The organism is uncultured Thermosynechococcus sp., assembly GCF_937958135.1.
In the GTDB taxonomy this organism is placed as follows: domain Bacteria; phylum Cyanobacteriota; class Cyanobacteriia; order Thermosynechococcales; family Thermosynechococcaceae; genus Thermosynechococcus.
In genome coordinates this window covers 35,369-62,032 of record NZ_CALGOG010000070.1, presented here as the reverse complement: position 1 = coordinate 62,032, position 26,664 = coordinate 35,369, and the positions used below count along the sequence as shown (strand labels likewise).

Sequence of the window (26,664 nt, the reverse complement as noted above, 5' to 3'; positions counted from 1 at the left end):
TTGGATGACAGGCATTTGGCTATTGAAGTCGGAGCCAAGTGTTTTTTCTTGGCAGGATTTGAAGGCAGCTCCACAACAAACCACCTGTTGGGAAGGTGTACGCAACTACCAAGCACGCAACTTTATCCGCGATCAAATGCAGGTGGGCGATCGCGTGCTCTTTTATCACAGTAATGCCAACCCGCCGGCAATCATGGGCATTGCCGAAATTGTTAAGCCTGCCTATCCCGATCACTTTGCTTGGAATCCCGACAGCCGCTACTACGACCCCCAAAGTACCCCTGAGAATCCCCGCTGGTTTATGGTGGATATTCAGTACCGCCGTGACTTTTTGCCTCCCATCACCCTTCCAGAACTGCGGCAAACGCCCGGCCTAGAGGGGATGCTGCTATTGCAAAAAGGCTGCCGTCTTTCGGTACAACCGGTTACTGAATCAGAGTGGCAGATCATTCTCGGCCTGCGATCGCCCTAGGGTTGGCGAGGCAGACGGCGCAAATAGGGTAAATTTTTCAGGTGGCGATCGCTAGAGTATTGAAAGCCAAAATCCGCATATTCTGCGGTATTCACCAGTCGCCGAAAGGCCGAGAAACCAATCCGCCGTTTGCCATCGAGGGTACTCACCTTGGAGTTGGGGTTGTCTGGATTTCCGCCCAAGAGTCGAAAGGCCTCTTCCGGAGTGAGCCACTCCTTGCCGGGATCACCGGTGGGAATTTTTTCCTCAAGGTGTTTGAGCTTGGTGACGAGGCTTTCCCAGAGGTTGCGGCGGGGTTGGTGCTGCTGGAGGCGAGAGGTGAGCGATCGCCACAGGAGTTGCAGTTGCACCCCTAGATACTGGAAAAAACGCTTGAGCAACCGCCTAATCTGATTCAAAAGCAGGGGCAATCCCGTGGGTGGCGGTGGGGGCGATCGCTCAATGACCACGGTACTCCAACCGCACACACTACACACTTGGCGACCGGAGGACAGTGGCTTTCCTAGACGGGCAGAACAGCGAGGGCAAGTTTCCAGCATTCGTTGCTTTTATCACTGATGAATCAAATTTTAGCGGAATGGCATTCGTTAGCGAGGGCGACGATAAAAGGGGCGAGGAACCACCACTGCTGGCACGCGGCGATCGCGCACCTGTACTTCTAGTTCACGACCCGTGTGGGCAAACTCTGGAAAGACATAGCCGAGGGCGATCGCCTTCCCCAAGGTGGGAGATAGGGTGCCACTGGTGACTTCCCCGACGGCCTGTGTGCCTGCGTAGATTAGATAGCCATGGCGAGCAATGCCTTTGCCGACGAGTTCTAGACCCACCAACTGCCGCTCAATCCCCTGCTCCTTTTGCACTAAGAGGGCAGCACGACCTACAAAATCGGGCTTTTGCCAATCAATCAACCAATCGAGACCCGCTTCAAGGGGCGTGGTTTGCTCATCCATGTCTTGGCCGTAGAGGAGCATGGCCGCCTCCAAGCGCAGGGTATCCCGCGCCCCCAAGCCACAGGGAGTAACACCGGCTGCCAGCAGGGTTTGCCACAACTGTTGCCCCAATTCCGGCGTTGCAAGAATTTCCCAACCATCTTCACCCGTGTAGCCGGTGCGGGCAATCCAAGCGGGCTGTCCCAATAGATTCACCTGAGCATGGCGATAGGCCTTAATCTCCCCTAAAGAGCGATCGCACAGGGGTGTTAGGGTTGCTGTCGCCGCAGGGCCTTGAAGGGCAATCAGCACCTGTGTTGTGGACTCATCAATAAAATCAATACCGGCGGGTAAATACTTCTGAAACCATGCCCAGTCCTTGGCAGTGGTGGCCGCATTCCCAATACAGCGTACCTCCCCATCGCCAATATAGAAAATAACATCATCCACAATACCCCCGCCTTCGTTGAGAAGGACAGTATATTTGGCTTGGCCGGGTTGCAAACGACTCAAATCCGTGGGCACCCGTTCTTGCAATGCCGCGATCGCCCTAGGATCTCGCAGGAGGAACTTCCCCATGTGGGAAATATCAAACATCCCCACCCGCTGCCGCACCGCTTGGTGTTCCTGCAAAATACTGCTGTAGTGGAGAGGCATTTCCCACTCGCCAAAGGGGGTAAACCGTGCGCCTTGATGCAGGGGATAGAGGGGGGTACGACGCAACGCTTCAGCCATAGGTCACTAAGGGAAAGAGACTATCCAGTTGTTGCTGCAGTTGGGCAGGGGTCAGTGCCGGTTCGCGGCAGCGCAAGCCTTCACAGACAAGGGCAACAGGCTCAAGGTTATCCCGAACTTTGAGAACCGCTGTTGGCAAGTAACGCTCCAAGAGGGGTACCACCTGATCAGAGCGCGTTTGCACACACACCGGCTGCAAATACCACTGCAACGCCGCCAGAAGGCTCGGACAACTCTGGGGAGACTCCTTCATCAACTGGCCAAAGAAACGCAGTCCCTTTTCTGCCTGTTCCAGATAAGTGGGATTCTCTGTGAGCAAGAAGAGTTGCACCAAGTTGGCGATCGCCACCCCATTGGCAGAAGGCGTGGCATTATCCAAACCTTCCCGCTGGCGCAGAATCAAGTCGGCTCGCTCTGGGGCATTGTAATAGCCTCCATCCGCGGCTCCTAGCTCCTGATCAAAAAGGGCTTGATACCGACAGGCCAACTCTAACCACGGCTGCGCCGCTTCCCCCACCGCTAAACTGGCCTGATGCAGGGCAAGAAGGGCTTGGATCCAGTAGGCATAGTCCTCGGCCTGTGCCACCTCAGTGACGGTGCCGCCATAGTTCAGGCGGTAAAGTTTGTTCTGCTGATATTGATGCTCGTGGAGCCATTGAGCTGCTTTAGCCGCTCGTTTCCAGTAGGCCTGTGCTCTCCAGACTTGGGCGGCTGTGGCGAGGCCGGTAATCATCAGGCTATTCCAGGCCAGAATCATTTTGGTATCGGTAACCGGTGGAATCCGTCCCGGCCAAGCCCGCCCCTTAGCGGTTGCATTATCGGTGGCCACAGGAAAGGGCTGATCCATAGGTGTATCGGCACCATAGCGGCGGGCAAAAAGTTTCCGCAGAATCGGTTCTAGAGTCTCAGGCTGTTCAGGGGGGCGCACTTGCTTGAGCACAATTTTGCCCTCGAAGTTGCCTTGGGGCGAAATTTCAAAGTGGGCTTGCAATTGTGCCAATTCGGTCTGGCTTAAGATCTGCTCTAGCTCCCCATACTGCCAGCAGTAAAAGGCGCCCTCCTCGGGTTCAGAATCATGGGCACTAACAAAGCTATCGGCATCTTGAGCCGCGTAGAAGTAGCCTTCGGGAGCGGTCATTTCCCGGTCTAGCCATTGAATTGTTTGGGCAATTGCCCTGGGAATCTGGGGGGAGCGATCGCCCTGTTGCCACAGCCGTGCCAGATAGGTCACAATTTGGCCATTGTCGTAGAGCATTTTCTCAAAGTGGGGCACCGTCCACTGCGGATCGACGGTGTAGCGATGCCAGCCACCCCCCACATGGTCATAGATGCCCCCCCGCAGGAGGTTGTGTCCCCGCAGCCGACACAGGTGCAACAGTTCGGGAGGATTGGGACTCAGAGCCAACCCTTGGAGAAGCATTTGGGCATAGGGCATCATGGGGAAGCAGGTGCCTTGGGGGCGATCGCGCAAAATCGGCGTGACTTGGCGAATCCCCGCCCTTAGGAGGTCTTCTGTCAGGAGGATGGTCTCTCCCCTCTCAGGGGAGGCAGCAAGATATTGCCAGAGGGTAGCCTGTTGGGCAGCCAGCTTCTCCTTTTCTTGGTCATAGAAGCGACGCACCGCCTGCAACACTTGCAAAAAGCCCGGCCGGCCATAGCGCGGTTGCACAGGAAAGTAAGTGCCGCCATAAAAGGGACGGCGATCCTGAGGGGTGAGGAAGATATTCAGCGGCCAGCCCCCCTGACCCGTCATCAGTTGCAACGCCTGCATGTAGAGGCTGTCAATATCGGGTCGCTCCTCGCGATCCACCTTAATTGGCAGGAAATAGGTGTTGAGATAGGCGGCAATTTCTGGATCGGAAAAGGCTTCCCCCTCCATAACGGTGCACCAGTGGCAACTGGAATAGCCAATCGAGAGAAAAATCACCCGATCCTCGGCAGCGGCTTTGGCAAGGGCTTCATCACACCACGGCCACCAGTCAATGGGGTTTTCGGCATGCTTGCGCAGGTAAAGACTTTGGCACTGGCTAAGGCGATTTGGCATGGGAGCGTACCATTTCAACACTAATTTGACCCGTAAAGTTGGGCACCGGCGGGGCAACTTTTGTGACGCGTACCGCTGCCCGTTGCACTTGAGGGGGGGCAAGGCAAAGGTTCATAATCGCTGCTGCGAGGGTCTCAAGGAGCTGAAAGCGCTCCCGCTGCATGAGCTGCTCAATCGCCTGCAACAGGGGGCGATAGTCAAGGGTATCCTCAAGGCGATCGCCGGCCGCCGCTTGTGCCATATCAAACCAGAGCTTAATATCAATCTCAAACCACTGGCCGAGAATTTGTTCCTCCGGTAGGGCGCCCGTATAGCCGTAGTAGCGAATTCCCGAGAGGTGGAGACAGTCAATTGATGAGTCGCTCAAGGGTATCGATCCATAACAACACAGGCAAAAATTCTGCTGGGCTTCCTGATTGTTGTGCCCCTTGCCCTCCTTGACTTAACTTTATCGTCAAAGTGCCGCCAATGGTGAGCTTGCTCCTCAGCGACCCTACCATTATTCCCCTTGCGGCTTGGATTTCCAAGTTCACATTCACCCATAGAGAAGATGCGGATGGCGAGACTCGAACTCGCAAGGCAAAGCCACACGCCCCTCAAACGTGCGCGTATACCAATTCCGCCACATCCGCGTAGTTTTTTATCATAACGCAAAGGGTTGAATTTCCGAAAGGGGCGATCGGGGTCGTGGGGGCAGAAAATTGAGATTAGGGGGCGCCCCTCTCTCACCAACGTTTTGTCCTACCCTTGGAAGAACGCCCATGCATGCAGCCGCCTATTTGATTGGTACCGTTGCCCACGGCAGTGGTCTCCCCGTTAAGACCATTCGCTACTACGCGGAATTGGGACTGTTGCGCACAGTGGGCCGCACAAGCGGTGGGTATCGTCTCTTTGGCAAGGATGTCTTTGCCCGCCTCAGTTTCATTAAACGTGCCCAGTCCCTTGGCCTGAGCCTCAGCGACATCAAAGCCTGTCTTGAGGTGTACGATCGCGGGGAAGTTCCCTGTGACCACATCAAGGAAAAGCTAGAGGAGAAGTTGGCTGCCATTGAGGCACAAATTCAGCAGTTGCACCTTCTGCAGCAGGAATTGCAAGGTCTCCTATCGGGCTGGCGATCGCCCCCTTACCCCTCAGCGGACACCATTTGTCCCATTCTGCAACCCGTCCACCATGCCTAACTATTCGTTCATATTCTTGTAAGTAGCCACTGCCGATGGGGAAATCTGGTTGAGATAACGGAAAATCCAATACTTAAACACCGTATCCAACATCACCGGAAACGTGGCAATAAACATATTGATAAAATCCTCATTGCGGGGAAATCCAAAGTGCTCTAGGGCATTGTTAACCAGCACTTCCCAACCATGGGGGGAGTGGAATCCCACAAACACATCGGTGAATAGAATGATGATAAAGGCTTTAGCACTATCGCTAAGGCCATAGACAACCTCATCCAAGAAAGCTTTGACAATCGCCAATTGTCGTTGACCCGTAAAGACCAGCGTCAAAAAGACGGCAAATCCCAGCGTATCGGAGAGGATATTTTTCAGCGGTTCAATCAGTTCCTTTTGGTATTCTGTGGATAGCTCAATCGCCTTTTCGCGGATGCGGGCTTGGATTTCCTCTGCAGAAACCGGCACATTGCTCACCAGACTTTCAAAGCGAATTTTGTTTTCAAAGCGAGCCAGTTCATCCAGAATATTGTCCTCCAGTTGAGAGTTAATGATGCGTTCAATCTGACCCACCGCCTTAAAGTGGTTTACCAGAGGACTAACAATCAGTGCTTTGGAAATTTGCTGCGTCAACAGGGGCAGAATCACCAGCAGCAGCATGAAGCGAACGGCAAGACGGGTGCGCAGTTTAGAGGTGCGAAAATCACGAAGGACCTCAGCTTCAGTGGTTTCATCAGAGTTTAGCTCACGGCGAAAGCGATCGGCGGTGCGCAAAATAGAGCGAGGAATAAAGCTGCTACTGTCAAGCTTGGAATCATTGGTGAGGTCATCACTAATATATTCTGATAAATATAGAGAATTTTCTTCGATTTTATCTAGGGCTGCCGCCTGCTGGCGTTGTTGAGGGTCTTGACGACTGAGACTAGGACGGGCAAGGGCATTGAGTTCCTTTTCTCGCTGCCGTTTATAGCGGTTGAGGGTGGCATCAATGACGCGCAGCTTTTCATAGACGCTGGGTTCCTCAGTGGCGCTGGTTACTGGGGTGGTCACCGAATAGGTCTCCACGGCAGTGCTAACCCTGTCAGCCGGGGGAGTGGGCAAACGCTGGGGGGGCACAAGGGGCAAAATTTGCCGACTGGCGCGGAACTCTGCCATCCGCAGGCGAATGGTTTTCAGGAGTCGCTTCAGCTCTATCTCGAAATAGCTGGAAACTTCTCCCACGGGCAAATTGAGGGGGCTAATGGGTTGACCGTCAAAGTGCTCTATTTCAATTTCTCGGATTTTCAGCGCAGCTTCGTAGGCTTCCTGCAGGGCGCGGTTGGGAGTTGTGAGATACCACTGTTGTGCTCGCTTGATCCAGTCTCTGAGGCGAATAAAGGGATTGCCGGACATTGCAGTTATTCTCAACGGCTACCGCAGAAGCAAATAAACCGATAGGATAGATAGCATCGTAGCAAATTGACTTTGCGGACTTAGCCGGCAGTGTTGCAGTGGATCAGCGGCGGTAGTCGCAGCGGCAAAACCTATGCATTGGTTCAACGTTTTGGCCAGTGGATTGAGCAAGCCCAAGGCACACCCGCCGCGTTGACCCTAGGGCAGGAATCGCTTCTTTTTTTGACGGATACAGTAGAAGGCCGCCAAGCAATTCAGAAGGAAATTGAACGGCAGTTGGGCAGTGGCTATACACCCTACATTGCCACCCCCTTGGGGTTCATGCAGGATGAGGTGGAACTTTTTTGGCCGTTGCTGGTTCAAGCTCAGGCCGTTGCTTCCCGTCTCCCTGTGCATCTTAAGCCGGAAACGGAATTGCTCTGGGCACAGCGGCTGTGGCAGCCCTGGCTAGAGAAGAGCACCCTTGCCCCCCTCAGTGAGAATCGCAATCGCGCCACCCGGCACCTGCTGGATATTTTTCAATTGGCTGCCTTTGCCCGCCTCCGCCTTGATGACTTGCCCCAATTGATGAGAGATCATCAGCTTGACCTTCCCTCAGAAACGGTGGAGGCGATCGCGAGTGCCTTAGACCAATGGCAAGCTTGGTGTACTGAACATAGTCTGCTCACCTACGGCATCACCGCTGCCCTATTTGGCCATGTTCTTCTCAACCATCCGCAATACCAAGCCTCCTTAAAACAACGGTTTCAGTGTCTTTTTGCTGACAATACCCATAACTATCCAGCGGTGATGGCAGATTTGATCGAACACTTCAACCAGCAGGGGATCAAGATTGTCCTGACCCATCAACCCATCGGTGCGGTGCGTCTGGGTCTCGGTGCCGATCCCGATGCCTTCCTGGGCCTGAAACAACAGGCTAAGGTAATTGATCTGCCCGCCTGCAGAAACACAATTTTTGACACGGCCGATCTCCGGTCTTCAATTCAGGAACTGCTCAAAACCCCCCAATCCACATTGCCGACAACAATTGAGGCCATCCAGACCACCTCGCGGATGCAGCTGTTACAGGAGGTTGTTGAGACAATTGCCGGAGCTATTCACAGGGGAATTATACAGCCAACAGAGATTGCCATCCTTGCCCCCGGTTTAGATAGCGTTGCCCGCTATGTCCTCAGCACTGAGCTAAAAAAGCGCGGCATTCCCCTTGTCATCTGGAATGAACAACGGCCACTGATTCAATCTCCCTTGGTGCGTGCCCTTTTAACTCTCCTAAGTTTTGTCTATGAGGACATTGGGGTTGGCCTAGAGGCAACTGCCGTTGCGGAAATGCTGACGATTTTTCAGCCGCGCGACATTGATCCCGTGCGCGCCGGCCTATTGGCTAACTACTGCTTTCAACCCGATCCCCGACAACCCAAACTGCTGCCGACCACCTGCTATGGTCATTGGGATCGCTTTGGCTATCGCGCCACCGAAGCCTATAACCAGTTCTGCAATTGGTTAGGTGGTCTTGATGGCCGGCAATTTCCGGCCTATGTGCTTGAGGCGGCGATCCAACGCTACATCCGGCCCCAGAACCTAACGGCCAGTGAACTAGCCCCTTTGCGATCCCTCCTAGAGAGCATAGCTACCTACTGGCAAGTTTATGACCACCTGGCGGAATACCGAGCCACGCCAATCGCTGAGCGACTCCGGGAATGGATCTCCCTACTGCGGCAGGGCACCGTGACAGCGAATCCGGCCCCACTCCTGTGGCAACCCCAAGGGGTCTTACTAGCAACAACATTTCAATATCGCAGTGCCCGACTGGCCCATCGCTGGCATTTTTGGCTGGATGCGGGGAGTCCGCGTTGGCAGGATGGTGGCTTGCAATGTCTCTGGCAGGCACCCCTCTTTTTGCGGCGGGGGGCAGCAAGTCCCAGTGCACGGGTATGGCAATTGGAGTCAGAACGTCTGGAGCATTTACTGGTGGATCTGTGCTCACGGGTGAGCGATCGCCTGTACCTGTGCCACAGTGACTTAGCGGCCAACGGCAGGGAACAGGAAGGCCCCTTCAGTCCTTGGGTGGATTTGGCGGTGGGCGATCGCCTGCAGGCCGTCGGCGATGGCACTATAGATAAATAACGATAAATAACGCCCTTTGTTTGACCCCGTAGGGAGAATTGTCGCTTGTCACCGCACTTTTCACTGACCACCCCCCTGTACTACGTCAATGCCCTTCCCCACATTGGCAGTGCCTACACCACCATTGCTGCCGATGTACTGGCTCGCTTTTACCGTTTGCAGGGCTACCAAGTGCGGTTCATTACTGGTACCGATGAGCATGGCCAGAAAATTGAACGCACCGCTCAACAGCGGGGGGTGAGTCCCCAAGCCCACTGCGACGAGATTGCCGCTGGGTTTCAATCCCTCTGGCAACAACTCAATATCCGCTACGATGTCTTTAGCCGCACCACCAGTCCGCGACATCAAGCCATTGTCAGCGAGTTTTTTCAGCGGGTGTGGGACAGCGGCGACATCTACCTCGGGCAGCAGCAGGGGTGGTACTGTGTTGAGTGCGAGGAATTCAAAGACGAGCGGGAGTTGCTGGAGGGCAAGCGCTGCCCAATCCATGTGAATCGGACAGTGGAATGGCGAGATGAGCGCAACTATTTCTTCCGCCTCTCGAAGTACCAGCAGGCTCTCCTAGATTACTACGCAACCCATCCCGACTTTGTCCAGCCCCCCAGTCGCCGCAATGAGGTACTGAGTTTTATTGAGCGGGGGCTTCAGGACTTTTCCATTTCGCGGGTAAACTTGGCTTGGGGGTTTCCCGTACCCATAGATCCAGAACAGACCCTCTACGTCTGGTTTGATGCCCTCTTGGGCTATGTCACGGCGCTTCTAGAACCCGATGAAGAGCCTACCTTGGCCAATGCCCTCAGGCGGTGGTGGCCGATTAACCTTCACATTATCGGTAAGGATATTCTGCGCTTCCATGCAATTTCTTGGCCGGCCATGTTAATGTCAGCGGGCTTGCCCCTACCAGAGCAGATCTTTGTCCATGGCTTTCTTACCAAGGATGGTCAGAAAATGGGCAAAAGTCTGGGGAATACCCTTGATCCCTTTGCTTTGGTAGCGCAGTATGGTGCCGATGCAGTGCGCTACTACTTTATGAAAGAGGTGGAGTTTGGCCGCGATGGGGACTTTAGTGAGACCCGCTTTGTCAATATTCTCAATGCGGATCTGGCCAATGATTTGGGGAATTTGCTCAATCGCACCCTGAAAATGGCCTGGAAATACACAGGGGGACAAGTGCCCAATGTCCAAGGAACTGCCATTCCTCAAGAGCAGCCGCTGCGGCAACTGGCAGAGCACCTTAGCCAAATCTATGCTCAAAGCTATCGGCAACTGGCCTTCCATGAGGTGTGCCAACAGGCCCTGACCTTAGCGCGGGCAGGCAATAAGTTCCTCGATGAGGAGGCACCGTGGAAACGCTACAAGGCGGGAGAAACCGAAGCTGTTGCTGAAATTCTTTACTCTGTACTGGAGTCGGTGCGCCTTGTGGCCTATGTGCTAGCGCCGATTATCCCCCAACTGAGTGAGGCAATCTATCGGCAGTTGGGCTATACTATTGAACTTAACGCAGCCGTTGTTGCCCCAGACCTTTTGGGCGATCGCCAGGCTCGGTGGGGTGTTCTCCCTGCCCTGCAGCCTTTGGCCAATCCAGAGCCAATTTTCCAAAAGCTTCCCGTCCCCCCAACCGTCACCGATTCTCCTTGACGCGCGATACGCTAGAGGTATGACTTTGTATTTCGATAACACACTTTTTTTGAGATGATTTCTACATGGTTACCTCTTCGTCTTCAGTCATTTACACCCCAGAACAGGTGCTACAAAATCGCGGGCGCGTTGCCATCTTTATTGATGGCTCCAACCTCTTCTACGCAGCACTGCAACTGGGCATTGAAATTGACTATTCAAAACTCCTCTGCCACTTGACCCAAGGCTCTCGGCTCTTTCGTTCCTTCTTTTACACCGGTGTTGACCCCACCAATGAAAAACAGCAGGGGTTTCTGCTGTGGATGCGCCGCAACGGCTACCGCGTGGTCTCCAAGGAACTCGTCCAACTGCCCGATGGCTCAAAAAAGGCGAACCTGGATGTGGAAATTGCCGTGGATATGATGGCGCTGGTGGGCTGCTATGACACCGCCATCTTGGTCAGTGGGGATGGAGATTTGGCCTATGCAGTGGATGCCGTCAGTTACCGAGGGGCACGGGTGGAGGTGGTGAGCTTGCGATCGATGACTAGCGATAGCCTGATTAACGTTGCCGATCGCTACATTGATCTTGAAAGCATCCGTGAAGAAATCCAAAAAGCGCCCCGCTCTACTTACACCTACCGCCCCGCCAGCGGTAGCTTAACGCCACCCCCCATTGTTACCCCTCACTGGGAACAAGAGACCTCCGAAAGGAAAGAGGCCACTGCTGCGGATGATTCAGCAAAGACTCTAGAGAATCTAGATCACAATGCCTCTGCCTAGAACTGCCCTCCTCCTGTGCCTTTTGCTGGCCTTGACAGGCTGCGGCTGGGTAGATCAATGGGTGGGTGAGGAGCCATCACCAGAACCAGAAGTCACAGGTGAGGTAAAGCTGCAAAATTTAACACTGCGGCAAACCAATGCAAGGGGTGAACTCCTCTGGTTACTGCAAGCGGCGGAAGCACGCTATCGCGATGCCGATCGCCGGCAGTTACAGATTCAAAACCTTAGCGGTGAGCTAAAAGCAGAGGGTAAGCCCGCCTATAAGGTGCAGGCCAAGGCGGTGAATGTACGCGAGCGGGAGGGTCAACTTTGGATCGAAGGCCGCACCACGGTCACCGATTTGCGGCAAAAGGGGACGATTATTGCCGATCAATTTGTCTGGCAGGGGAATCGCGGGGTACTCATTGCCCAGAAAAACCTGCAAGCCCGCTATCCCCAAGTCAGCGTTACCGCCCAGCGCCTGGAAGCGGATAATCAACGTCAAGAACTGCGTGCCCTCAAGAGGGTTCAGGTGACCTCGCCGGCCCAAGACGCTAAGGATTTGCGGCTGCATACGGAGAGTCTGGTGTGGCAGCAGCAGCCCAATCGGCTGTTGGCCGGGGGCATGGGTCAAGGAGGGGTTACGGTCGTGGGTGTAGGGGGCGATCGCCAAGGGCAACGGCTCCAAGCCCAAAGGGTAATCTGGTCAATTAGCGATCAAGTGGTCACCCTAGAAGGGGGAGTACAGGTGCAACTTCCCAACCCTGCCCTGCGGGTTGAGGGGGAAATGGTGCGCTGGCGGATTCCGCAGCAGCAGTTGGTGAGCGATCGCCCCCTGCGGGTACAATACCCCAGCCAAGGCATTCAAGGCCAAGCCAACCGCGGTGTTCTCCTGATTGCTGAAAACCGCGCCATTTTTGACAATGCCCAGATTAATAGTCAACCCCAGCAGGCGCAACTGCGCGCCCAGCGACTCAATTGGTGGATTCCCCAAGAACGGGTGGAAGCCAGCGGTCAAGTGGAAATCCAGCGCCCTAATGCCCATCTGCGCACCGCTCAACTGGTTTGGCGGATTCCCCAACAGGAAGTGGAAGCCCAGGGCGGCGTCTTTTACCGCCAGAGCAATCCCCGCATTCAAGTTCAGGGACAGCGGGCAAAAGGGTGGCTGGATCGCCAAGAGGTGATTGTCAGTGGCAGGGTTCAAAGTGAAGTCCCCGTGCAACTGCGCCTCCCCTAGACCTACAGTAGAGAGAGCAACAATCTTTGCTCTATGAGTGCTACGCCATTACAAATTCTTGACTTGGGGGGTGAGATTCTCCTTTTTCAGCGTTTGATTCCGGCACAGCAGTGTCAGCAGGTGATTGCTACGGCTGAGAAGGTGGGGTTTGAGGAGGCGCAAATTCTCATGGGGACGGTTGATCACTCAGTGCGCGGCGGCGGCGTCCTGCGCTTTGACCCCCAAGACCCCCGACAGGCCACGATGCGGCAGATCCTTCTCCAAGCCACACAAACGATTCAAATCGTCCTCTACCAGCACTATGGGATTCGCTTTCCTGCAATTGAGAACTTTTCGATCCTGCGCTATCGAGTCGGCGAGGGCTATCGCCGCCATGTGGACAACCTCCTGCTGGCCAGTCGGCAAATGGAGCTGGCGCAAGGTATCCCGACGCGGGATGTGAGTCTGGTGGGCTATCTCAATGAGGATTTTCAGGGGGGAGAAACCTATTTCGATCGCCAAGGGGTAAAGGTCACGCCACGGACGGGGGATGTGGTGGTCTTTCCTGCCCTGCCTACTACACCCATCCCCATGCCGCCTTGCCCGTGGTGCAGGGTACTAAATATGCCTTTGCCACTTGGTTATTCTATTGATGGACGATGATCAATCCTTTAGGCAGTAACTAGGCAACGACCATGAGTGAACCCCTGCGCTTCAAAACCTCGCCGCTGATTTCTGGAACACTGATGGCTCTCTATGGGGCACTCACCCTTCCTCTACCCTTTTTGGCAGTGCAGACGGCTGCCCCTGTTTCACCCTGGTTCCTATGGGGGGCGATCGCCTGTGGGGGTCTTTTGCTCTGGGGTGCCCTGAGTCAGCGGGTGGAACTCGACGCCCAAGGAATTCGGATCACCTATCCCCGCTGGGTTCCGCCTTTTCTGCGGCGGCAGTGGCAACTGACTTGGTCAGAGATTCAAGGACTACAGCCCCGCAGCACCAGCCAAGGGGGCTTGGTGTATTACCTTGTAACTTCTGGGGGTCAGAGATACCTTCTCCCCATGCGGGTTGCAGGCTTTGCCCAAATGATGCGTGCCATTGAAGCCCATACGGGATTACCCACAGACATGATTAAGCCCCTTGCTCAGCCTTGGATGTACACTATTTTGGCCGTTTTGACGCTGTTACTGGGCACTGTAGATCTATGGATTCTAATGACTGTGGGATAATGGGGACGTACTTGCGTGCTGAGCGATGACCATGAGTGCAAATTGGTTTGTGCGGTATCTGCGTCGCGGCGTCGTGGGTTTGCTTTTGAGTATCCTATGCTGGTCAAGTATCGCAACGCTGCCGGCGATCGCCACCATTCCGGTGCGGCTTTTTGACCTGAGTTACCATGAATGTCCACCGGAAATTGGCGAGGGTTCAGTGACCTCAGGGGGAACGACCCTCAAGGCCAACTGCTACCTAATTACCGGCAAAGCAGAGAATAAATCCGGCAAAACGGTGGTGGATGCCGATGTCTTTGGCCGTATCTACGATGCCAATGGCAATCCAGTATTGCAAAACCGCACACGGGTCGGCACAATTGACGTGATCCCACCGGGGATTAGCGATTTTGAGATTCGCATTAGTGTGCCCTACAACCAACCAACACCTTTACAACTAGAGCAATTTAAGGCCTCTGGCTTTACGGCAAAAGTACGGGGTTAAGAACAAGCTGAATACAGCCTCAAACGCCGACTATGGGCAAAAATTGTGATACCTTAGAACGCTTGATGCTTCCTTTTCTTTAGGAAGACTATGCAGGGTCATGCCTAAGACAAAGGAATGGTTGGCGGTGGTTCCCTGTTCTGGTTGAAAAGACAAAGCATTGTCGTTGATGAACAGGTTTATCCATAGAGGTTTGGGTTCAGGTGCGCATTCCCCTCGACTATTACCAAGTGCTGGGTGTGCCGATTCAGGCAACACCGGAGCAGATTGAACAGGCATTTCAAGAGCGGTTGTTGCAACTCCCCAGCCATCAGCACTCTCCCGCCACTGTTGCCGCCCGCCGTGAACTCATCGAGCAAGCCTATGCGGTTTTGCGAGAGCCGGAGCAGCGCCACACCTACGATCGCCACTGCCGTGTCATTGATTCCGATGATTTGATTGCCCAGTTGGAGGCCGATGCCACAGCTCCCCAGCTTGAAATTAGGGATCAGCAATTCTCAGGGGCGCTCCTACTCCTCTATGAACTGGGCAACTACTCTGAAGTGGTCAAACTGGGGGAACAGTTTCTTAAAAGAGGCCCCCTAGATCTCAGCCATCCCTACATTCCCTCAGCCACTGTTGCCGACATTACCCTGACTGTGGCTTTAGCCTATCTGGAATTGGGACGCGAAGAATGGCAGCGGCAGTCCTACGAAGCAGCTGCCTCTCATCTAGAAGCCGGTCTGGGAGTGCTACAGCGGGCAACCCTCTTTCCTGAACTCCAAGAGCAGTTGCAGACGGAACTCAATCGGCTGCGTCCCTATCGCATTCTCGAGCTACTGGCCCTGCCTTTATCCGATAGTGTCAATCGGCAGCGGGGTATTCTATTACTGCGGCAGATGCTCAGCGATCGCGGGGGTATTGAAGGGCGCCATGAGGATCACTCTGGCCTAGGGGTTGAGGATTTTCTGAAATTTATTCTGCAACTGCGCAGCCATCTCACCGTAGCAGAGCAACAGGAACTCTTTGAACGGGAATCACGGCGTCCCTCGGCAGTGGCGACCTACCTTGCAGTCCATGCACTGGTGGCGCGGGGGATGCAGGAACTTCAACCCAGCTATATTCGCCGCGCTAGGGATTTACTAGAGCGGCTGCTGCCCAATCAAGACATCTACCTTGAACTGGCCAGTTGTTTACTCCTACTGGGACAACCTGCTGCGGCATTGGCAGCGTTGGACAAATCCCAAGATCAGCAGAGTTTAGCCCTTATCCGCAGTTATTCCGGTGACTCCAGCGATCTGCTGCCGGGACTCTACTACTACACAGAGCAATGGCTACGGGAGGAAATTTACCCTGCCTTTCGGGACTTGGGGGAAACACCCGTGGCCTTGGATGCTTACTTTGGCGACCCCAATATCCAAACCTACTTAGAAGCGCTGAGTGACGACTCCCTTGCTGCTGAGTCACCTAACACCGGCACTGGGATACGTTCTGACGTGATCAAACCAGCAGTGGCTGTGCCGCCTCCCGTTTCCTTTACAGCAGAAACCTTGCCTTTGGAGTATCACACCGAGCTGGGTCAAGGGGTTTCTGCATCGCCTTCTACCTCTTCTTCCACCGTCACCGGCTCAGTGGCACCCCAACGCCGTCCCCATAAACGGTGCGGCATTCCAAGGAGTCAGCGCAAAAAACACCGGAGGTGGTTTTGGGCAGGGGTAGGAGTTGTGCTTGTGGGATTAGGAGCCTTAGCAAAGGTCTATTGGCCAACCTCCACTCCTGAAGCTCCCCCCTCTCCACTGCCACCGCTGAGACCCACGCCTACATCTGTGGCAACGCCTACACCACCACCAACGACATTGGCGACAACGTTAACACCTGAGATGGCGCGCGATCGCCTTCGTACCTGGCAGCAAATTAAAGCCCAAGCCCTTGGGACGGGGTTTGAAATGGACAAACTGGCAACGATTTTGGCGGAGCCAGAGCTGAGCCGCTGGCGATCGCGGGCACAGGGATTGAAGTCCGAGGGCAGCCATTGGGTCTATACCCTGAAGACCCTAGAAGTGAAGGCAATACGTCCCCAAGGGAGCGATCGCGCAGAGGTCGTAGCGGAGATTCACGAGGATGCCCGTTTCTATGAACAGGGGGCACTGCGCAATGACATTTCCTACAGCGATCCCTACCGCGTCATTTACACCTTGATTCGGCGCGGAGATCAGTGGCTAATTCAACGCATGCAGGTGCTCAACTAAGGGGCATTTCCACTTGGCGGCCAAACTTGAGATTCAAAAGGGACAACCCCAGAATAAACAGGAATAAAACCAGTCCCATCGTGCAAGCGTAGTTAATTTCCAAACGCTGAAAGGCATTCTCGTAGATGTAATAAACAATAGTCTTGGAGCTATTGAGTGGCCCCCCTTGGGTCATTACATAGACCTCTTCAAAGACCTTAGTGGCAGAGATGGCCGAGAGAATGCTCACTAAGAAAATGTAGGGGCGCATCAAGGGCAATGTAATATCCCAATGTTGTTGCCATCCCTCACTGCCATCCAGTGCGGCTGCTTCGTAGAGTTCACGACTAATCCCCTGCAATCCTGCCAAATAAATCACCATGTAGTAGCCCAAGCCTTTCCAGACGGTGACGGCCATGACACTAAAGAGGGCGAGGTGGGGACTCGTCAGCCAAGGGATTGGGCTATCCCGCAGATGCAGACCCTGCACCAGTTGGTTCAGCAGACCATTGGGGGCATAGAGCCAGCGCCAAGCAATCCCCGCCACGACCATGGAGACAATCACCGGACTGTAATAAGCTGCCCGAAACCAGTGGATGCCCCGCAGGGGTTGATTGACCAAAATTGCCAGCAGCAGAGGGGCGATCGCCAGAATCGGCACCACAACAACCAGATAGAGGAAAGTGTTGGCCAACGTTTTCCAGAAGACGCCATCGCGCCACAACTGCACAAAATTGCCCCCTCCCACCCATACGGGCGGAGTCAGTAGATCGGTTTCATAGCGGCTGAAACTGAGGAAAAAGGCCTGTAGCGCCGGCCAAAAGACCGTCAGTGTCAGCAACCCTAGGGCAGGGGCAAGAAAAAAGTAGGGGGTGAGCGATCGCCCTTTCATTGGCTGCGGGGGTGTTGTTGACGATAGGCACGCATTTGCGCCACAAACTCGCCAAAGAGATAATCAGCATCGTGGGGGCCTGGACTGGCTTCAGGGTGATACTGCACCGAAAAAATCGGCAATGTTTGGTGCTTCAGACCGGCAACGGTGTGGTCATTGAGGTTAAAGTGGGTAATCTCAACGGGAGTTTGGGCAAGGGATTCTTCGGTGATGGCAAAGCCGTGGTTTTGGCTGGTAATTTCCACTTCCTGTGTCAGGCCAGCGGGCTGGTTCAACCCCCGGTGACCAAACTTGAGCTTAAAAGTCTCCGCCCCTAGGGAGAGACCCAACAACTGATGCCCCAGACAAATGCCAAACATAGGACGCTGCGCGGCCAGTAATTTGCGCACTGTTTCAATACCCTCTTGCACCGCCGCCGGATCACCGGGGCCATTGGAGAGGAAAATGCCGTCGGGGTCATAGCTGAGAATTGTTTCCGCTGGCGTATCCGCCGGCACGACAATCACACGGCAGCCATAGCTGGCCAAGCGACGAAGAATGTTGCGCTTCACGCCAAAGTCAATGGCCACCACCGTCAAGGGTGGCTCTTCGGTGGCGGTTTGGGGACGAAATTCCCAAGCGGGCGGTGTGGGTTCTGTCCATTCATAGGGGGTGCGAGTAGTCACCACCTTGGTTAGATTTTGCCCCTGCATGCTGGGAGCGGCAAGGACTTTTTGCAGCAGTTCAACAGGATCAAGAATTTCAGTGGAAATGCCGCCATTCATGGCACCGGCGGTGCGAATTTTGCGAGTAAGAGCACGGGTGTCAATTCCATAAATAGCGGGAATACGATGGGCTTTGAGGTAATCGGGCAAGGATTGTTGGGATCGCCAGTTACTGGGAATATCACAGACATTACGAGCGACGGCACCGCGCACTTGGGGGCGATCGGATTCATCATCTTCAGGGGTGATTCCCGTATTGCCCAACTCAGGGTAAGTGAATGTCACAATTTGACCACAATAGCTCGGGTCAGTGAGCACTTCTTGATAACCCGTCATGCCCGTATTAAAGACCACTTCGCCAATGGCTGTCCCCGGTGCTCCAAAGGAAAAACCGCGAAAGACTGAACCATCGGCGAGAACCAGCAGGGCGGGTGTAGGCATTGCAATATCTCCAACTGGGGAAGCCCAATAGTTTATTCTGCATGATAAAGCCAACCGTTAAGTGCACAGAGCTTGTCTCCTGTTTTGATTTCCCTACCTGCGGCGACTCACTTGCTCTGTCAGGTAATCTGCGGCGGTGGCCACCAGCGGAATAATGCGGGCATAGGGCATCCGCGTCGGCCCTAAAATACCGACACTGCCCACAGGGGAGTTGCCATAGCAATAGCAGGAATAGACCAATGTACAGGACTGCATCGGCGCTAGGGCATTTTCACTGCCAATGCGGATTTGCACTTGCGAGGGGGCTTGGCTATCAGCACTGATGAGAGGAGCCAGTTGATCCTGTTGGTCTTCGAGAAGATGCAGCAGCATTTGCACCTGCTCCACTTGGGAAAATTCCGGCTGCTGGAGGAGATCAGCAAGGCCGGTGATGACAAAGGAAGTCCCCTGCTGGCTATAGCGATCGCTCAATTGTTGTAGCAAGGTCTGAAGCTGCTGACTGTAGGCCTGAAATTCTAAATCCAGTTTTTGCCAGTCAATGGTGCTGAGTTCCACCAGCGATCGCCCCTGTAACTGGTGATTGAGAAAGTTTGTCAATACCTGTAGGGTGCGCTCCCGCAGCTCAGGGTCTTCTTCCCCTTGATCCAATTGGATCAGTGCCGACTGGGTTTCGTAGGTATCAAGAACAAGGATGACCATCACCTGCTGCGGCTCTAAGGACACCAGTTGAATTACCCGAATCTGCCGCTCCAAGCGATTGGGGAGTGTAATTAGCGTAATGTAGCCACTAAGGTCCGACAACAACTGTGCCGCCTGGCGCAAAATGACCTCAAGGCGTTGCTGTCCCGAAGTGAGGCGCTCACTCAAGAGACTTTCGGCTTTGCGAGCCACATCGGGAATAGGCTGGATCAATTCATCCACATAAACGCGGTAGCCAGAATCGGAGGGTACCCGTCCGGCGGAAGTGTGGGGCTGGTAAAGCAGGCCGCTTTTTTCAAGGAGCAGCATGGTATTGCGCACTGTGGCCGGACTCACGTTCAGGTTGTACTCCGTGGCGATCGCCTTTGAGCCGACGGGTTCGGCCGTGGCAATGTAATGGTTAATTGTGGCGCCAAGAATTTTCTTTTGGCGATCGCTGAGTTCAATCGTCATAACCCCTTACACCTGTGATTTCTTATTGATGTTTTTATTTATTTATTTTAATTTAATTTTGATTTAATCTATAAACTAGTGTTCCCATTTCGGCAGTGATGTGCTGCAACGGCTGCGAGGGCTAATTTTGCCCAGAGAATGCCGGAAGTGCTTAAGGGGCATTGCCAATAGGTGATTTCCCAATCAATTGCAGATGGACAGACTAAGCCTGGGGCAACGGCTCGTGACCTCTATGGCACGCAAAACTCCCGTAGATAGAACCGTTCCTCCGCCGCTAGCCGGTACTGGAATTGGGGCTGACCCAAGGTAACTGCCAGTTGCAAGAGATTCCAAGGGGGCGATTGTGCCTGCTGTGTCTCAACTTGCGCTCGTTCTCCCGCCAGTTTATAGGGGCGCAGTTGGGCTGCCCTTGGCCTTCTAGTTCACTCCAAGGAGGAGCAGTTGATCTTCGTTAAGCGGGCGATCGCTCACTTCCACCACCGTTTAGCCGAGGCCACTTAACCGCTACAGCCAGTATCGTAGCTGTGGACAGGCAGTACCTAGGGGTTAATCTTCAACCGCCCGCCAGAGGGGATCAACGTACTCGTAGGCAATAATAACCACACCCTACGCAGCCATGATCCTCATGATCAGGAGGTCATTATTAGGCCATCGCCGGTACCAATGTTGGATGAGGGTTGGGCATTGCATCCGGCGGCAACCCATAGATGGAGTTATAGAGGGCATTATAGGCCAGTGCTGATTTTGTCCAGCTAAAGTCCTCACGCATACCCCGCTGCTGAAGGGCGTGCCACTCCCGTTTGTAGCGATAGCCTTCCCAAGCCCGCACCAGACAGGTATAGAAGTCAAGGGGTTCATAGCGATCAAAACAGTAGCCCGTTCCCGTCTGTTTCTCTGGGTCGTGGTGAGAGACCGTATCCACCAGACCCCCTGTGCGGCGTACAATCGGCACACAGCCGTAGCGCAGGGCAATCATTTGGGAAATACCACAGGGTTCAAACCGACTCGGCATAGCGAAGGCATCGGCACCCCCATAAATCCGCCGTGACAGCACATCACTGTAGAGCAACTGCACACTACAGCGCCCCGGAAACCGCGAGGCAATTTGCCACATCTGGGTTTCATAGTAGCGATCGCCCGTCCCCAAAAGCACAAACTGGCTATCGGTGTAAGCCAAAAAACGATCCAAAACCTGAATCAGTAGGTCTAGACCCTTTTGCTCCACCAAGCGGGTAACCATCCCCACTAAGAAAGCACCGGAGTTCACCTCTAGTCCCAGTTCCTCTTGCAGGGCAATTTTGTTAGCCTTGCGTCGCTCTAGGGTATCCACGGTGTAATTTTGGGCAAGGGCGCGATCGGTACTGGGATCAAAAACCTCTGTATCAATGCCGTTGAGAATCCCCGAGAGCTTGCCACTAATGAACGACAACAGCCCCTCCAGTTTCTCACCATATTCGGGCGTTTTAATTTGTTCGGCGTAGGTGGGCGAAACAGTATTGACGCGATCGGCATATTGCAGTGCCGCCGCCATTGTGTTGTGCCCCTGCATGTACCACGGACACCAAGTGATTTGCTCGAGACGCCACCGCCAAGGCCCCTGATAGGCCAAGTTGTGGATTGTGAACACCGTGGTAATGTCGGGGTCTTGGTGCATCCAGACGGGGATCATCCCCGTGTGCCAATCGTGGCAATGGATAATCTGGGGCTTCCAGTAGTTCCAAGCAAATTCTGCTGCCCCATTGGCAAAGAAAGTGAACCGCCAGTCCTCATCTTCGCCATAGTAGATGCGGCGGGGATTAAAGCAGGGATGGCCAAAAAGGTAAAGGGGAACATCCGACCCCGGCAAGACGGTTTCATAGACATGGAATGTCTGAAACATGGCATGGCCAATCCAGATGGGCTCCTTGGGAATCTCTACCTTATCGGGCAAAAAGCCGTAGTAGGGCAAAAAAATGCGCACATCATGCCCCATGCGGCGTAACACTTTGGGCAGGGAGCCAACCACATCTCCCATGCCCCCCACCTTCGCAAGCGGTGCCGCCTCGGCAGCCACAAATAGAATTCGCATGATCCTCCTGAACCTGTCTTTGGCCAATTCTGCGAGCAACGTAATTGCCGTTAACCTACCACAAGTGCGGCACAATTTGGCGTAGGATTGCTCTTAAATAGGTTTTTATCGGTCTTTGGAATTACAGCCCCTATGACAGAGTCTCCCCTTGTGCAACGGGTCAAGGAAGTTCATGCGCAGGCGCGTGTGTTGGCCACCCTGAGTGCTTCTGCCCGCAATGAGGCGCTAGAACAGGTGGCCTGTGCCCTTGAGGACGCCAGGGAGGAGATTTTGGCAGCCAATGCAACTGATTGTGAGCAAGCCAAGGCCAATGACCTCAACCCTTCCCTCTATGCCCGCTTAGAACTCAGTCCCAGTAAATTGGCAGCAGCGATCGCCGGGATGCGTCAAGTGGCAGCCCTCCCCGATCCCCTTGGGCAGCGCCAACTCCATCGCGAATTGGACACCGGCTTAATTTTGAGTCGGGTCACCTGCCCCTTAGGGGTACTGGGGGTGATCTTTGAGGCGCGCCCCGACGCAGTGGTGCAGATTGCTTCTTTGGCCATCAAATCGGGGAACGGCGCCATTCTCAAGGGGGGACAGGAGGCTCGTTGCTCCTGCCAAGCAATTATGCAGGCTATTCACAGGGGGCTGGAGAAATCGGCGGTGCCCGCGGGGGCGATCGCCCTCCTCACCGATCGCGCTGAAGTGGTTGAACTGTTGGGTCTGGATCAATGGGTGGATCTCATCATTCCGCGTGGCTCCAATGAGTTTGTGCGCTATATCCAAAACAACACCCGCATTCCTGTGCTCGGTCATGCCGATGGCCTGTGTCACCTCTATGTGGATGTGGCTGCCGATATTGAGAAGGCGATCGCCATTACCCTCGACGCCAAAACCCAGTACCCCGCTGCTTGCAATGCCATTGAGACCCTGCTGGTGCACCAAGGAATTGCCACAGAGTTTCTACCCAAAGTGGCGGCAGCTCTCCAAAATGCCGGTGTTGAACTGCGGGGAGACACTCTTGCCCGCGAATTGGTGCCCATGACCCCTGCCACGGACGCCGACTGGGCCACGGAATACTGTGATCTCATCCTTTCTATTAGGATTGTTCCCGATCTCGATGCCGCATTGGAGCACATTGCCACCTATGGATCGGGACACACGGAAGCCATTGTGACCGAGGATGCCGCCGCCGCCGCCCGTTTTCTCCAAGAAGTGGATGCCGCTGGCGTCTTTCACAACTGCTCCACCCGCTTTGCCGATGGATTCCGCTATGGCTTTGGCGCGGAAGTTGGCATTAGTACCCACAAGTTGCCACCGCGAGGGCCCGTGGGGTTAGAGGGATTAGTGACCTACAAATATCAACTGGTGGGGAATGGCCACATTGTTGCAACCTATAGCGGAGCTAATGCCAAGCCCTTTACCCATCGCGATCTAGAATCCTAATGAATTTAAGGAATGAATTTAAGGGATTATTAAGCAACAAACAAAGCCAATTTTTCTGTTTCAGAATGGAGAGGTAGGGCAATCTTGATTGAACCACCGTGCAGAGAATGACCTCTGTAAAGGTTGCCTCTTAAGTGTCTGTTGGCAATGGAGTGCGTGCTTGACCCAGTGTCTTGCAAAGGGGGTAATCTGTGGTTGTCAACGGACAGTTGTGACTTGGGAGTCGCGCGCACTTAGGTGATTGACGGATTCAAGATAGCAAAGGGAGCCAAAAACATTCAAAGCTTTAGCGGCTCAAACCCGGCTGTTTCCTCTTTAAGGGCACAGCAAGCAGCCAGTGAATCAAAAAAACGTAAGGTTTAGGAGTATAACAATGACTCAATCAATCCCAAGACCAACCCGTGAAATAACCGATCGAGAAACAGCATTTGTTTTAGAACTTCATTCCTTAAGCTGCAAAGATCTACCCTTGGTGGGGGGTAAAAACTCTTCCTTAGGGGAAATGCTCCAACAACTGACTCCCAAAGGTATTAATGTCCCCGACGGTTTTGCAACAACGGCCTATGCCTACCGTTACTTTATCCAAGCGGGCAATCTGGAAGCCCAATTGCGGCGGCTTCTTGAAGGCCTTGATGTTGAGGATGTCACAGAACTCCACCGCGTCGGTCAGGCAATCCGCTCCCTGATTTTGCATACGCCCTTTCCCCCAGAATTGACGGATGCCATTGCGGCCGCTTACCAAAAAATGTGCGATCGCTACGGCCCCAATACAGACGTGGCGGTTCGCTCCAGTGCCACCGCTGAGGATCTCCCTGACGCCAGCTTTGCCGGTCAGCAGGAAACCTACCTGAATGTCCATGGCCTCAAGGGCGTTCTCGATGCCTGTCATCGCTGTTTTGCCTCGCTCTTTACAGACCGCGCAATCTCCTACCGCCAAATCAAGGGCTTTGACCACTTCAGTGTGGCCCTGTCGGTGGGGGTACAAAAAATGGTGCGCTCCGACTTGGCCTGCTCTGGCGTCATGTTCTCCATTGACACAGAAACTGGCTTCAAGGACGCTGCCCTGATTACCGCCGCCTATGGTCTGGGTGAAAACGTTGTTCAAGGGGCGGTTAACCCCGATGAATATCTGGTCTTTAAGCCAACGTTGAAGGCGGGCTACAAACCCATCCTGAAAAAGGCCCTTGGTACCAAAGAAATCCGCATGGTCTATGACCTTGGCGGGACAAAGCTCACCCGCAATGAACCCGTGCCTGAGACGCTGCGGAAACAATTTGCCCTCACGGACGAAGAAATTCTCACCCTTGGTCGCTGGGCCTGTCTCATTGAGGAGCACTATTCTGCCCTGCGGGGCACCTATACCCCCATGGACATCGAGTGGGCAAAAGATGGCATCAGTGGGGAACTCTTCATTGTCCAAGCACGCCCTGAGACCGTCCAATCCCAAAAAGCAACGAACGTCCTGCATACCTACCATCTGGAGGAAAAAGGACCGCTCCTTGCCACAGGTCGCGCTGTGGGCGAAATGGTTGGCCAAGGTCGTGCCCGCGTCATCCTCAATGTCAGCAATATCGATCAGTTCCAAGCGGGAGAGGTGTTGGTAACCCACCGCACGGATCCTGACTGGGAGCCAATTATGAAAAAAGCCAGTGCCATTGTCACCGATCAGGGGGGACGCACCTGTCATGCGGCAATTATTGCCCGTGAGTTGGGGATTCCCGCCATTGTCGGCTGTGGCGATGCCACGGTAACAATTCCCAATGGGGTTGAGGTCACCGTTTCCTGTGCCGAGGGAGAAGAAGGGCATGTCTATCAGGGATTGCTGCCCTTCCATGTGGAGGAAGTGGCTCTAGAAAATCTGCCGCGTACCCGCACCCAAATCCTGATGAATGTAGGCAACCCCGAGGAGGCCTTTAGCTTGGCAGCCATTCCCAATGATGGGGTGGGGTTGGCACGTATGGAGTTTATCATTGCCAATCACATTCAAGCCCATCCTTTAGCCCTGCTGCACTACGATGAGCTGACGGATGAGGCTGCAAAGCTAAAAATCGCTGAACTGACCCAGCAGTACACCGACAAGGCAGAATACTTTGTGGATAAGCTCGCCCAGGGAATTGGGACAATTGCAGCCGCCTTCTATCCCAAGCCCGTGGTGGTGCGCATGTCCGACTTCAAGAGCAACGAGTACGCCAACCTGTTGGGTGGTCGCCAGTTTGAACCCCATGAAGAAAACCCCATGATTGGCTGGCGGGGGGCGTCTCGGTACTACGACCCCAACTATGCCGAAGGCTTTGCCTTGGAATGCCGCGCCATGAAGAAGGTGCGCGATGAGATGGGGCTGACGAATGTGATTCTAATGATTCCCTTCTGTCGCACCCCAGAGGAAGGGCGGCGGGTGCTGGCGGAGATGGCCAAACATGGGCTGAAGCAGGGGGAAAATGGTCTCCAAGTCTATGTGATGTGTGAACTGCCGAGTAACGTGGTGCTTGCAGATGCCTTTGCCGAAGTCTTTGATGGCTTTTCCATCGGCTCCAACGACTTGACGCAACTCACGCTGGGGTTGGATCGCGATTCGGCCTTGGTGGCGCATCTATTTGATGAACGCAATGAGGCAGTGAAGCGGATGGTGGCACAAGCCATTCAAACGGCGAAGGCCAAGGGGCGCAAAATCGGCATCTGTGGTCAAGCCCCCAGTGACTATCCTGAGTTTGCCCAATTCTTGGTGGCGCAGGGGATTGACTCCATTAGCCTCAACCCCGACTCGGTTCTGAAGACAATGTTGCAAATTGCGGAGGCTGAAAAACAAGCCTAGAGGGCACAACCCCGCAGCAACTCCTAAGGTGAGGGCAGGGAATTGCAGCCGCGATCGCTCTGCCCTTTTCTGTAGGGGACGTAACCCAGTAGGATCAAGGGAACCAAGTGGAGGATCTCGGCGTGGATGCAGCGGCAATTCAGGAACTTCTCGCTTCGGCGGAGGTGAGCAATCGCCTGCGGGGAATTAATCAACTGCGCACATTGCCCCCTGAAGTGGCCTTTGCCCTCATCCAACCCCTGAGCCAAGATGAGAATGCCCGTGTCCGCTACGCTGCGGTGAGTCAAATTGCCAGCCTAGGGCACGTTGACCTTCACCAAGCCCATGAGCTGTTGCGCGATCGCCTGCTCCACGACAGCGAAACCGATGTCCGCGCCGCAGCAGCAGATGCCATGGCTGCCCTACGGGTTCCCTTTGCCCTTGAAGATCTAGAAACGGCCTACCACAGTACAAATGACTGGCTATTGCAATTTAGTATCATTGCGGCCTTGGGTGCACTGGGGAACCCAGCGGCAGTTGGGCTACTCACGGAGGCCCTCAATAGTCCCCAAGAATTGGTGAAACTGGCAGCGATTGGTTCTTTGGGGGAATTGAAACAACCCGCAAGCATTGAGCATCTGCGGCCGTTTGTCGAGTATCCCGATTGGCAAGTCCGCCATCGGCTGGCGATCGCCCTCGGTCAAATTGGCACCCCTGAAGCTTGCCCGCTTCTGGAACAATTGGCCACGGATTCGGCCGCAGCGGTTGCTGAAGCAGCTCGCACCAGTTTGGCACAGTTGACCACTTAG

22 protein-coding genes and 1 tRNA gene are annotated in these 26,664 nt (G+C 54.3%); 13 read left to right on the top strand and 10 right to left on the bottom strand.

Annotated features, from left to right (window positions below):
- The first annotated feature begins 4 nt into the window (after positions 1-4).
- Complete coding sequence (locus tag Q0711_RS08630; protein ID WP_298612019.1) at positions 5-472, top strand: EVE domain-containing protein; 468 nt, start codon at positions 5-7, stop codon at positions 470-472.
- Here Q0711_RS08630 and Q0711_RS08625 read toward each other — a convergent pair.
- The 5 genes from Q0711_RS08625 to Q0711_RS08605 all read right to left on the bottom strand — a co-directional run bounded on the left by Q0711_RS08625 (position 469) and on the right by Q0711_RS08605 (position 4,812).
- On the bottom strand, positions 469-1,011 hold the full coding sequence (locus tag Q0711_RS08625; RefSeq protein ID WP_298612022.1) for a hypothetical protein: 543 nt from the start codon (positions 1,009-1,011) through the stop codon (positions 469-471). The genes Q0711_RS08630 and Q0711_RS08625 overlap by 4 nt on opposite strands.
- A 48-nt stretch (positions 1,012-1,059) precedes the next feature.
- A complete protein-coding gene (gcvT, locus tag Q0711_RS08620) occupies positions 1,060-2,136 on the bottom strand; it encodes a glycine cleavage system aminomethyltransferase GcvT (protein WP_298612025.1) in 1,077 nt (358 codons plus the stop codon).
- The gene (locus Q0711_RS08615; protein ID WP_298612028.1) at positions 2,129-4,180 is read right to left on the bottom strand and encodes a thioredoxin domain-containing protein; all 2,052 of its coding nucleotides are present in this window, start codon (positions 4,178-4,180) and stop codon (positions 2,129-2,131) included. The genes gcvT and Q0711_RS08615 overlap by 8 nt, the downstream gene beginning before the upstream one ends.
- Positions 4,164-4,547, bottom strand: coding sequence for a dihydroneopterin aldolase (gene folB, locus Q0711_RS08610; RefSeq protein ID WP_298612031.1), 384 nt, complete (start codon positions 4,545-4,547; stop codon positions 4,164-4,166). Before folB ends, Q0711_RS08615 begins: the two co-directional genes overlap by 17 nt.
- Positions 4,548-4,731: 184 nt before the next feature.
- A tRNA-Leu gene (locus Q0711_RS08605) sits at positions 4,732-4,812 on the bottom strand.
- 129 nt (positions 4,813-4,941) lie between these two features.
- Here Q0711_RS08605 and Q0711_RS08600 point away from each other — a divergent pair.
- On the top strand, positions 4,942-5,358 hold the full coding sequence (locus Q0711_RS08600) for a MerR family DNA-binding protein (RefSeq protein ID WP_298617589.1): 417 nt from the start codon (positions 4,942-4,944) through the stop codon (positions 5,356-5,358).
- Here the strand turns inward: Q0711_RS08600 and pxcA are convergent, their stop codons facing one another.
- The gene (pxcA, locus tag Q0711_RS08595; protein WP_366142478.1) at positions 5,359-6,753 is read right to left on the bottom strand and encodes a proton extrusion protein PcxA; all 1,395 of its coding nucleotides are present in this window, start codon (positions 6,751-6,753) and stop codon (positions 5,359-5,361) included.
- Positions 6,754-6,834: 81 nt separating this feature from the next.
- Between pxcA and Q0711_RS08590 the strand changes: the two genes are divergently transcribed.
- From Q0711_RS08590 to Q0711_RS08555, 8 genes are all read left to right on the top strand, one after another.
- On the top strand, positions 6,835-8,868 hold the full coding sequence (locus tag Q0711_RS08590) for a hypothetical protein (RefSeq protein ID WP_298975604.1): 2,034 nt from the start codon (positions 6,835-6,837) through the stop codon (positions 8,866-8,868).
- A gap of 45 nt (positions 8,869-8,913) precedes the next feature.
- Positions 8,914-10,506 (top strand): methionine--tRNA ligase, encoded by a 1,593-nt coding sequence (gene metG, locus Q0711_RS08585; RefSeq protein WP_298612043.1) that lies wholly within the window; start codon positions 8,914-8,916, stop codon positions 10,504-10,506.
- Positions 10,507-10,571: 65 nt separating this feature from the next.
- Entirely contained in the window at positions 10,572-11,267 is a 696-nt protein-coding gene (locus Q0711_RS08580; RefSeq protein ID WP_298612046.1) for an NYN domain-containing protein, read from the top strand.
- Positions 11,254-12,483 (top strand): LPS export ABC transporter periplasmic protein LptC, encoded by a 1,230-nt coding sequence (lptC, locus tag Q0711_RS08575; RefSeq protein ID WP_298975607.1) that lies wholly within the window; start codon positions 11,254-11,256, stop codon positions 12,481-12,483. Before Q0711_RS08580 ends, lptC begins: the two co-directional genes overlap by 14 nt.
- 33 nt (positions 12,484-12,516) lie before the next feature.
- On the top strand, positions 12,517-13,125 hold the full coding sequence (locus tag Q0711_RS08570) for a 2OG-Fe(II) oxygenase (RefSeq protein WP_299042291.1): 609 nt from the start codon (positions 12,517-12,519) through the stop codon (positions 13,123-13,125).
- A 32-nt stretch (positions 13,126-13,157) separates the two neighbouring features.
- Positions 13,158-13,688 carry a hypothetical protein gene (locus tag Q0711_RS08565; protein ID WP_298613302.1) on the top strand — a complete coding sequence of 177 codons (531 nt, stop codon included), beginning with the start codon at positions 13,158-13,160 and terminating at the stop codon, positions 13,686-13,688.
- A 25-nt stretch (positions 13,689-13,713) separates the two neighbouring features.
- Positions 13,714-14,172, top strand: coding sequence for a hypothetical protein (locus tag Q0711_RS08560; protein WP_298613299.1), 459 nt, complete (start codon positions 13,714-13,716; stop codon positions 14,170-14,172).
- A gap of 203 nt (positions 14,173-14,375) precedes the next feature.
- Entirely contained in the window at positions 14,376-16,400 is a 2,025-nt protein-coding gene (locus tag Q0711_RS08555) for an IMS domain-containing protein (RefSeq protein ID WP_298613296.1), read from the top strand.
- On the opposite strand, the gene Q0711_RS08550 is transcribed toward Q0711_RS08555, so the two are convergent.
- The 4 genes from Q0711_RS08550 to glgA form a co-directional block, all read right to left on the bottom strand.
- A complete protein-coding gene (locus Q0711_RS08550; protein WP_298613293.1) occupies positions 16,393-17,271 on the bottom strand; it encodes a sugar ABC transporter permease in 879 nt (292 codons plus the stop codon). The two genes, Q0711_RS08555 and Q0711_RS08550, sit on opposite strands and share 8 nt — an antisense overlap.
- Positions 17,268-18,416, bottom strand: a complete 1,149-nt coding sequence (gene carA, locus Q0711_RS08545; RefSeq protein ID WP_298613290.1) for a glutamine-hydrolyzing carbamoyl-phosphate synthase small subunit — start codon at positions 18,414-18,416, stop codon at positions 17,268-17,270. The genes Q0711_RS08550 and carA overlap by 4 nt, the downstream gene beginning before the upstream one ends.
- Positions 18,417-18,509: 93 nt before the next feature.
- A complete protein-coding gene (gene hrcA, locus Q0711_RS08540) occupies positions 18,510-19,568 on the bottom strand; it encodes a heat-inducible transcriptional repressor HrcA (RefSeq protein ID WP_298617685.1) in 1,059 nt (352 codons plus the stop codon).
- Positions 19,569-20,211: 643 nt separating this feature from the next.
- Positions 20,212-21,636 (bottom strand): glycogen synthase GlgA, encoded by a 1,425-nt coding sequence (gene glgA, locus Q0711_RS08535; RefSeq protein ID WP_298612875.1) that lies wholly within the window; start codon positions 21,634-21,636, stop codon positions 20,212-20,214.
- A 132-nt stretch (positions 21,637-21,768) separates the two neighbouring features.
- Here glgA and Q0711_RS08530 point away from each other — a divergent pair, with 132 nt between their 5' ends.
- The 3 genes from Q0711_RS08530 to Q0711_RS08520 all read left to right on the top strand — a co-directional run bounded on the left by Q0711_RS08530 (position 21,769) and on the right by Q0711_RS08520 (position 26,664).
- Positions 21,769-23,064, top strand: a complete 1,296-nt coding sequence (locus tag Q0711_RS08530; RefSeq protein WP_298612873.1) for a glutamate-5-semialdehyde dehydrogenase — start codon at positions 21,769-21,771, stop codon at positions 23,062-23,064.
- A 373-nt stretch (positions 23,065-23,437) separates the two neighbouring features.
- Positions 23,438-25,876, top strand: coding sequence for a phosphoenolpyruvate synthase (gene ppsA, locus Q0711_RS08525; RefSeq protein WP_299042287.1), 2,439 nt, complete (start codon positions 23,438-23,440; stop codon positions 25,874-25,876).
- A gap of 107 nt (positions 25,877-25,983) precedes the next feature.
- Positions 25,984-26,664, top strand: a complete 681-nt coding sequence (locus Q0711_RS08520) for a HEAT repeat domain-containing protein (protein WP_298612867.1) — start codon at positions 25,984-25,986, stop codon at positions 26,662-26,664.

Coding starts and splice junctions, on each gene's coding strand:
- Q0711_RS08630 (WP_298612019.1), top strand. CDS start 5: ATGACAGGCATTTGGCTATTGAAGTCGGAGCCAAGTGTTTTTTCTTGG.
- Q0711_RS08625 (WP_298612022.1), bottom strand. CDS start 1,011: ATGCTGGAAACTTGCCCTCGCTGTTCTGCCCGTCTAGGAAAGCCACTG.
- gcvT (WP_298612025.1), bottom strand. CDS start 2,136: ATGGCTGAAGCGTTGCGTCGTACCCCCCTCTATCCCCTGCATCAAGGC.
- Q0711_RS08615 (WP_298612028.1), bottom strand. CDS start 4,180: ATGCCAAATCGCCTTAGCCAGTGCCAAAGTCTTTACCTGCGCAAGCAT.
- Q0711_RS08600 (WP_298617589.1), top strand. CDS start 4,942: ATGCATGCAGCCGCCTATTTGATTGGTACCGTTGCCCACGGCAGTGGT.
- Q0711_RS08580 (WP_298612046.1), top strand. CDS start 10,572: ATGGTTACCTCTTCGTCTTCAGTCATTTACACCCCAGAACAGGTGCTA.
- lptC (WP_298975607.1), top strand. CDS start 11,254: ATGCCTCTGCCTAGAACTGCCCTCCTCCTGTGCCTTTTGCTGGCCTTG.
- Q0711_RS08570 (WP_299042291.1), top strand. CDS start 12,517: ATGAGTGCTACGCCATTACAAATTCTTGACTTGGGGGGTGAGATTCTC.
- Q0711_RS08565 (WP_298613302.1), top strand. CDS start 13,158: ATGAGTGAACCCCTGCGCTTCAAAACCTCGCCGCTGATTTCTGGAACA.
- Q0711_RS08560 (WP_298613299.1), top strand. CDS start 13,714: ATGACCATGAGTGCAAATTGGTTTGTGCGGTATCTGCGTCGCGGCGTC.
- Q0711_RS08550 (WP_298613293.1), bottom strand. CDS start 17,271: ATGAAAGGGCGATCGCTCACCCCCTACTTTTTTCTTGCCCCTGCCCTA.
- carA (WP_298613290.1), bottom strand. CDS start 18,416: ATGCCTACACCCGCCCTGCTGGTTCTCGCCGATGGTTCAGTCTTTCGC.
- hrcA (WP_298617685.1), bottom strand. CDS start 19,568: ATGACGATTGAACTCAGCGATCGCCAAAAGAAAATTCTTGGCGCCACA.
- glgA (WP_298612875.1), bottom strand. CDS start 21,636: ATGCGAATTCTATTTGTGGCTGCCGAGGCGGCACCGCTTGCGAAGGTG.
- Q0711_RS08530 (WP_298612873.1), top strand. CDS start 21,769: ATGACAGAGTCTCCCCTTGTGCAACGGGTCAAGGAAGTTCATGCGCAG.
- ppsA (WP_299042287.1), top strand. CDS start 23,438: ATGACTCAATCAATCCCAAGACCAACCCGTGAAATAACCGATCGAGAA.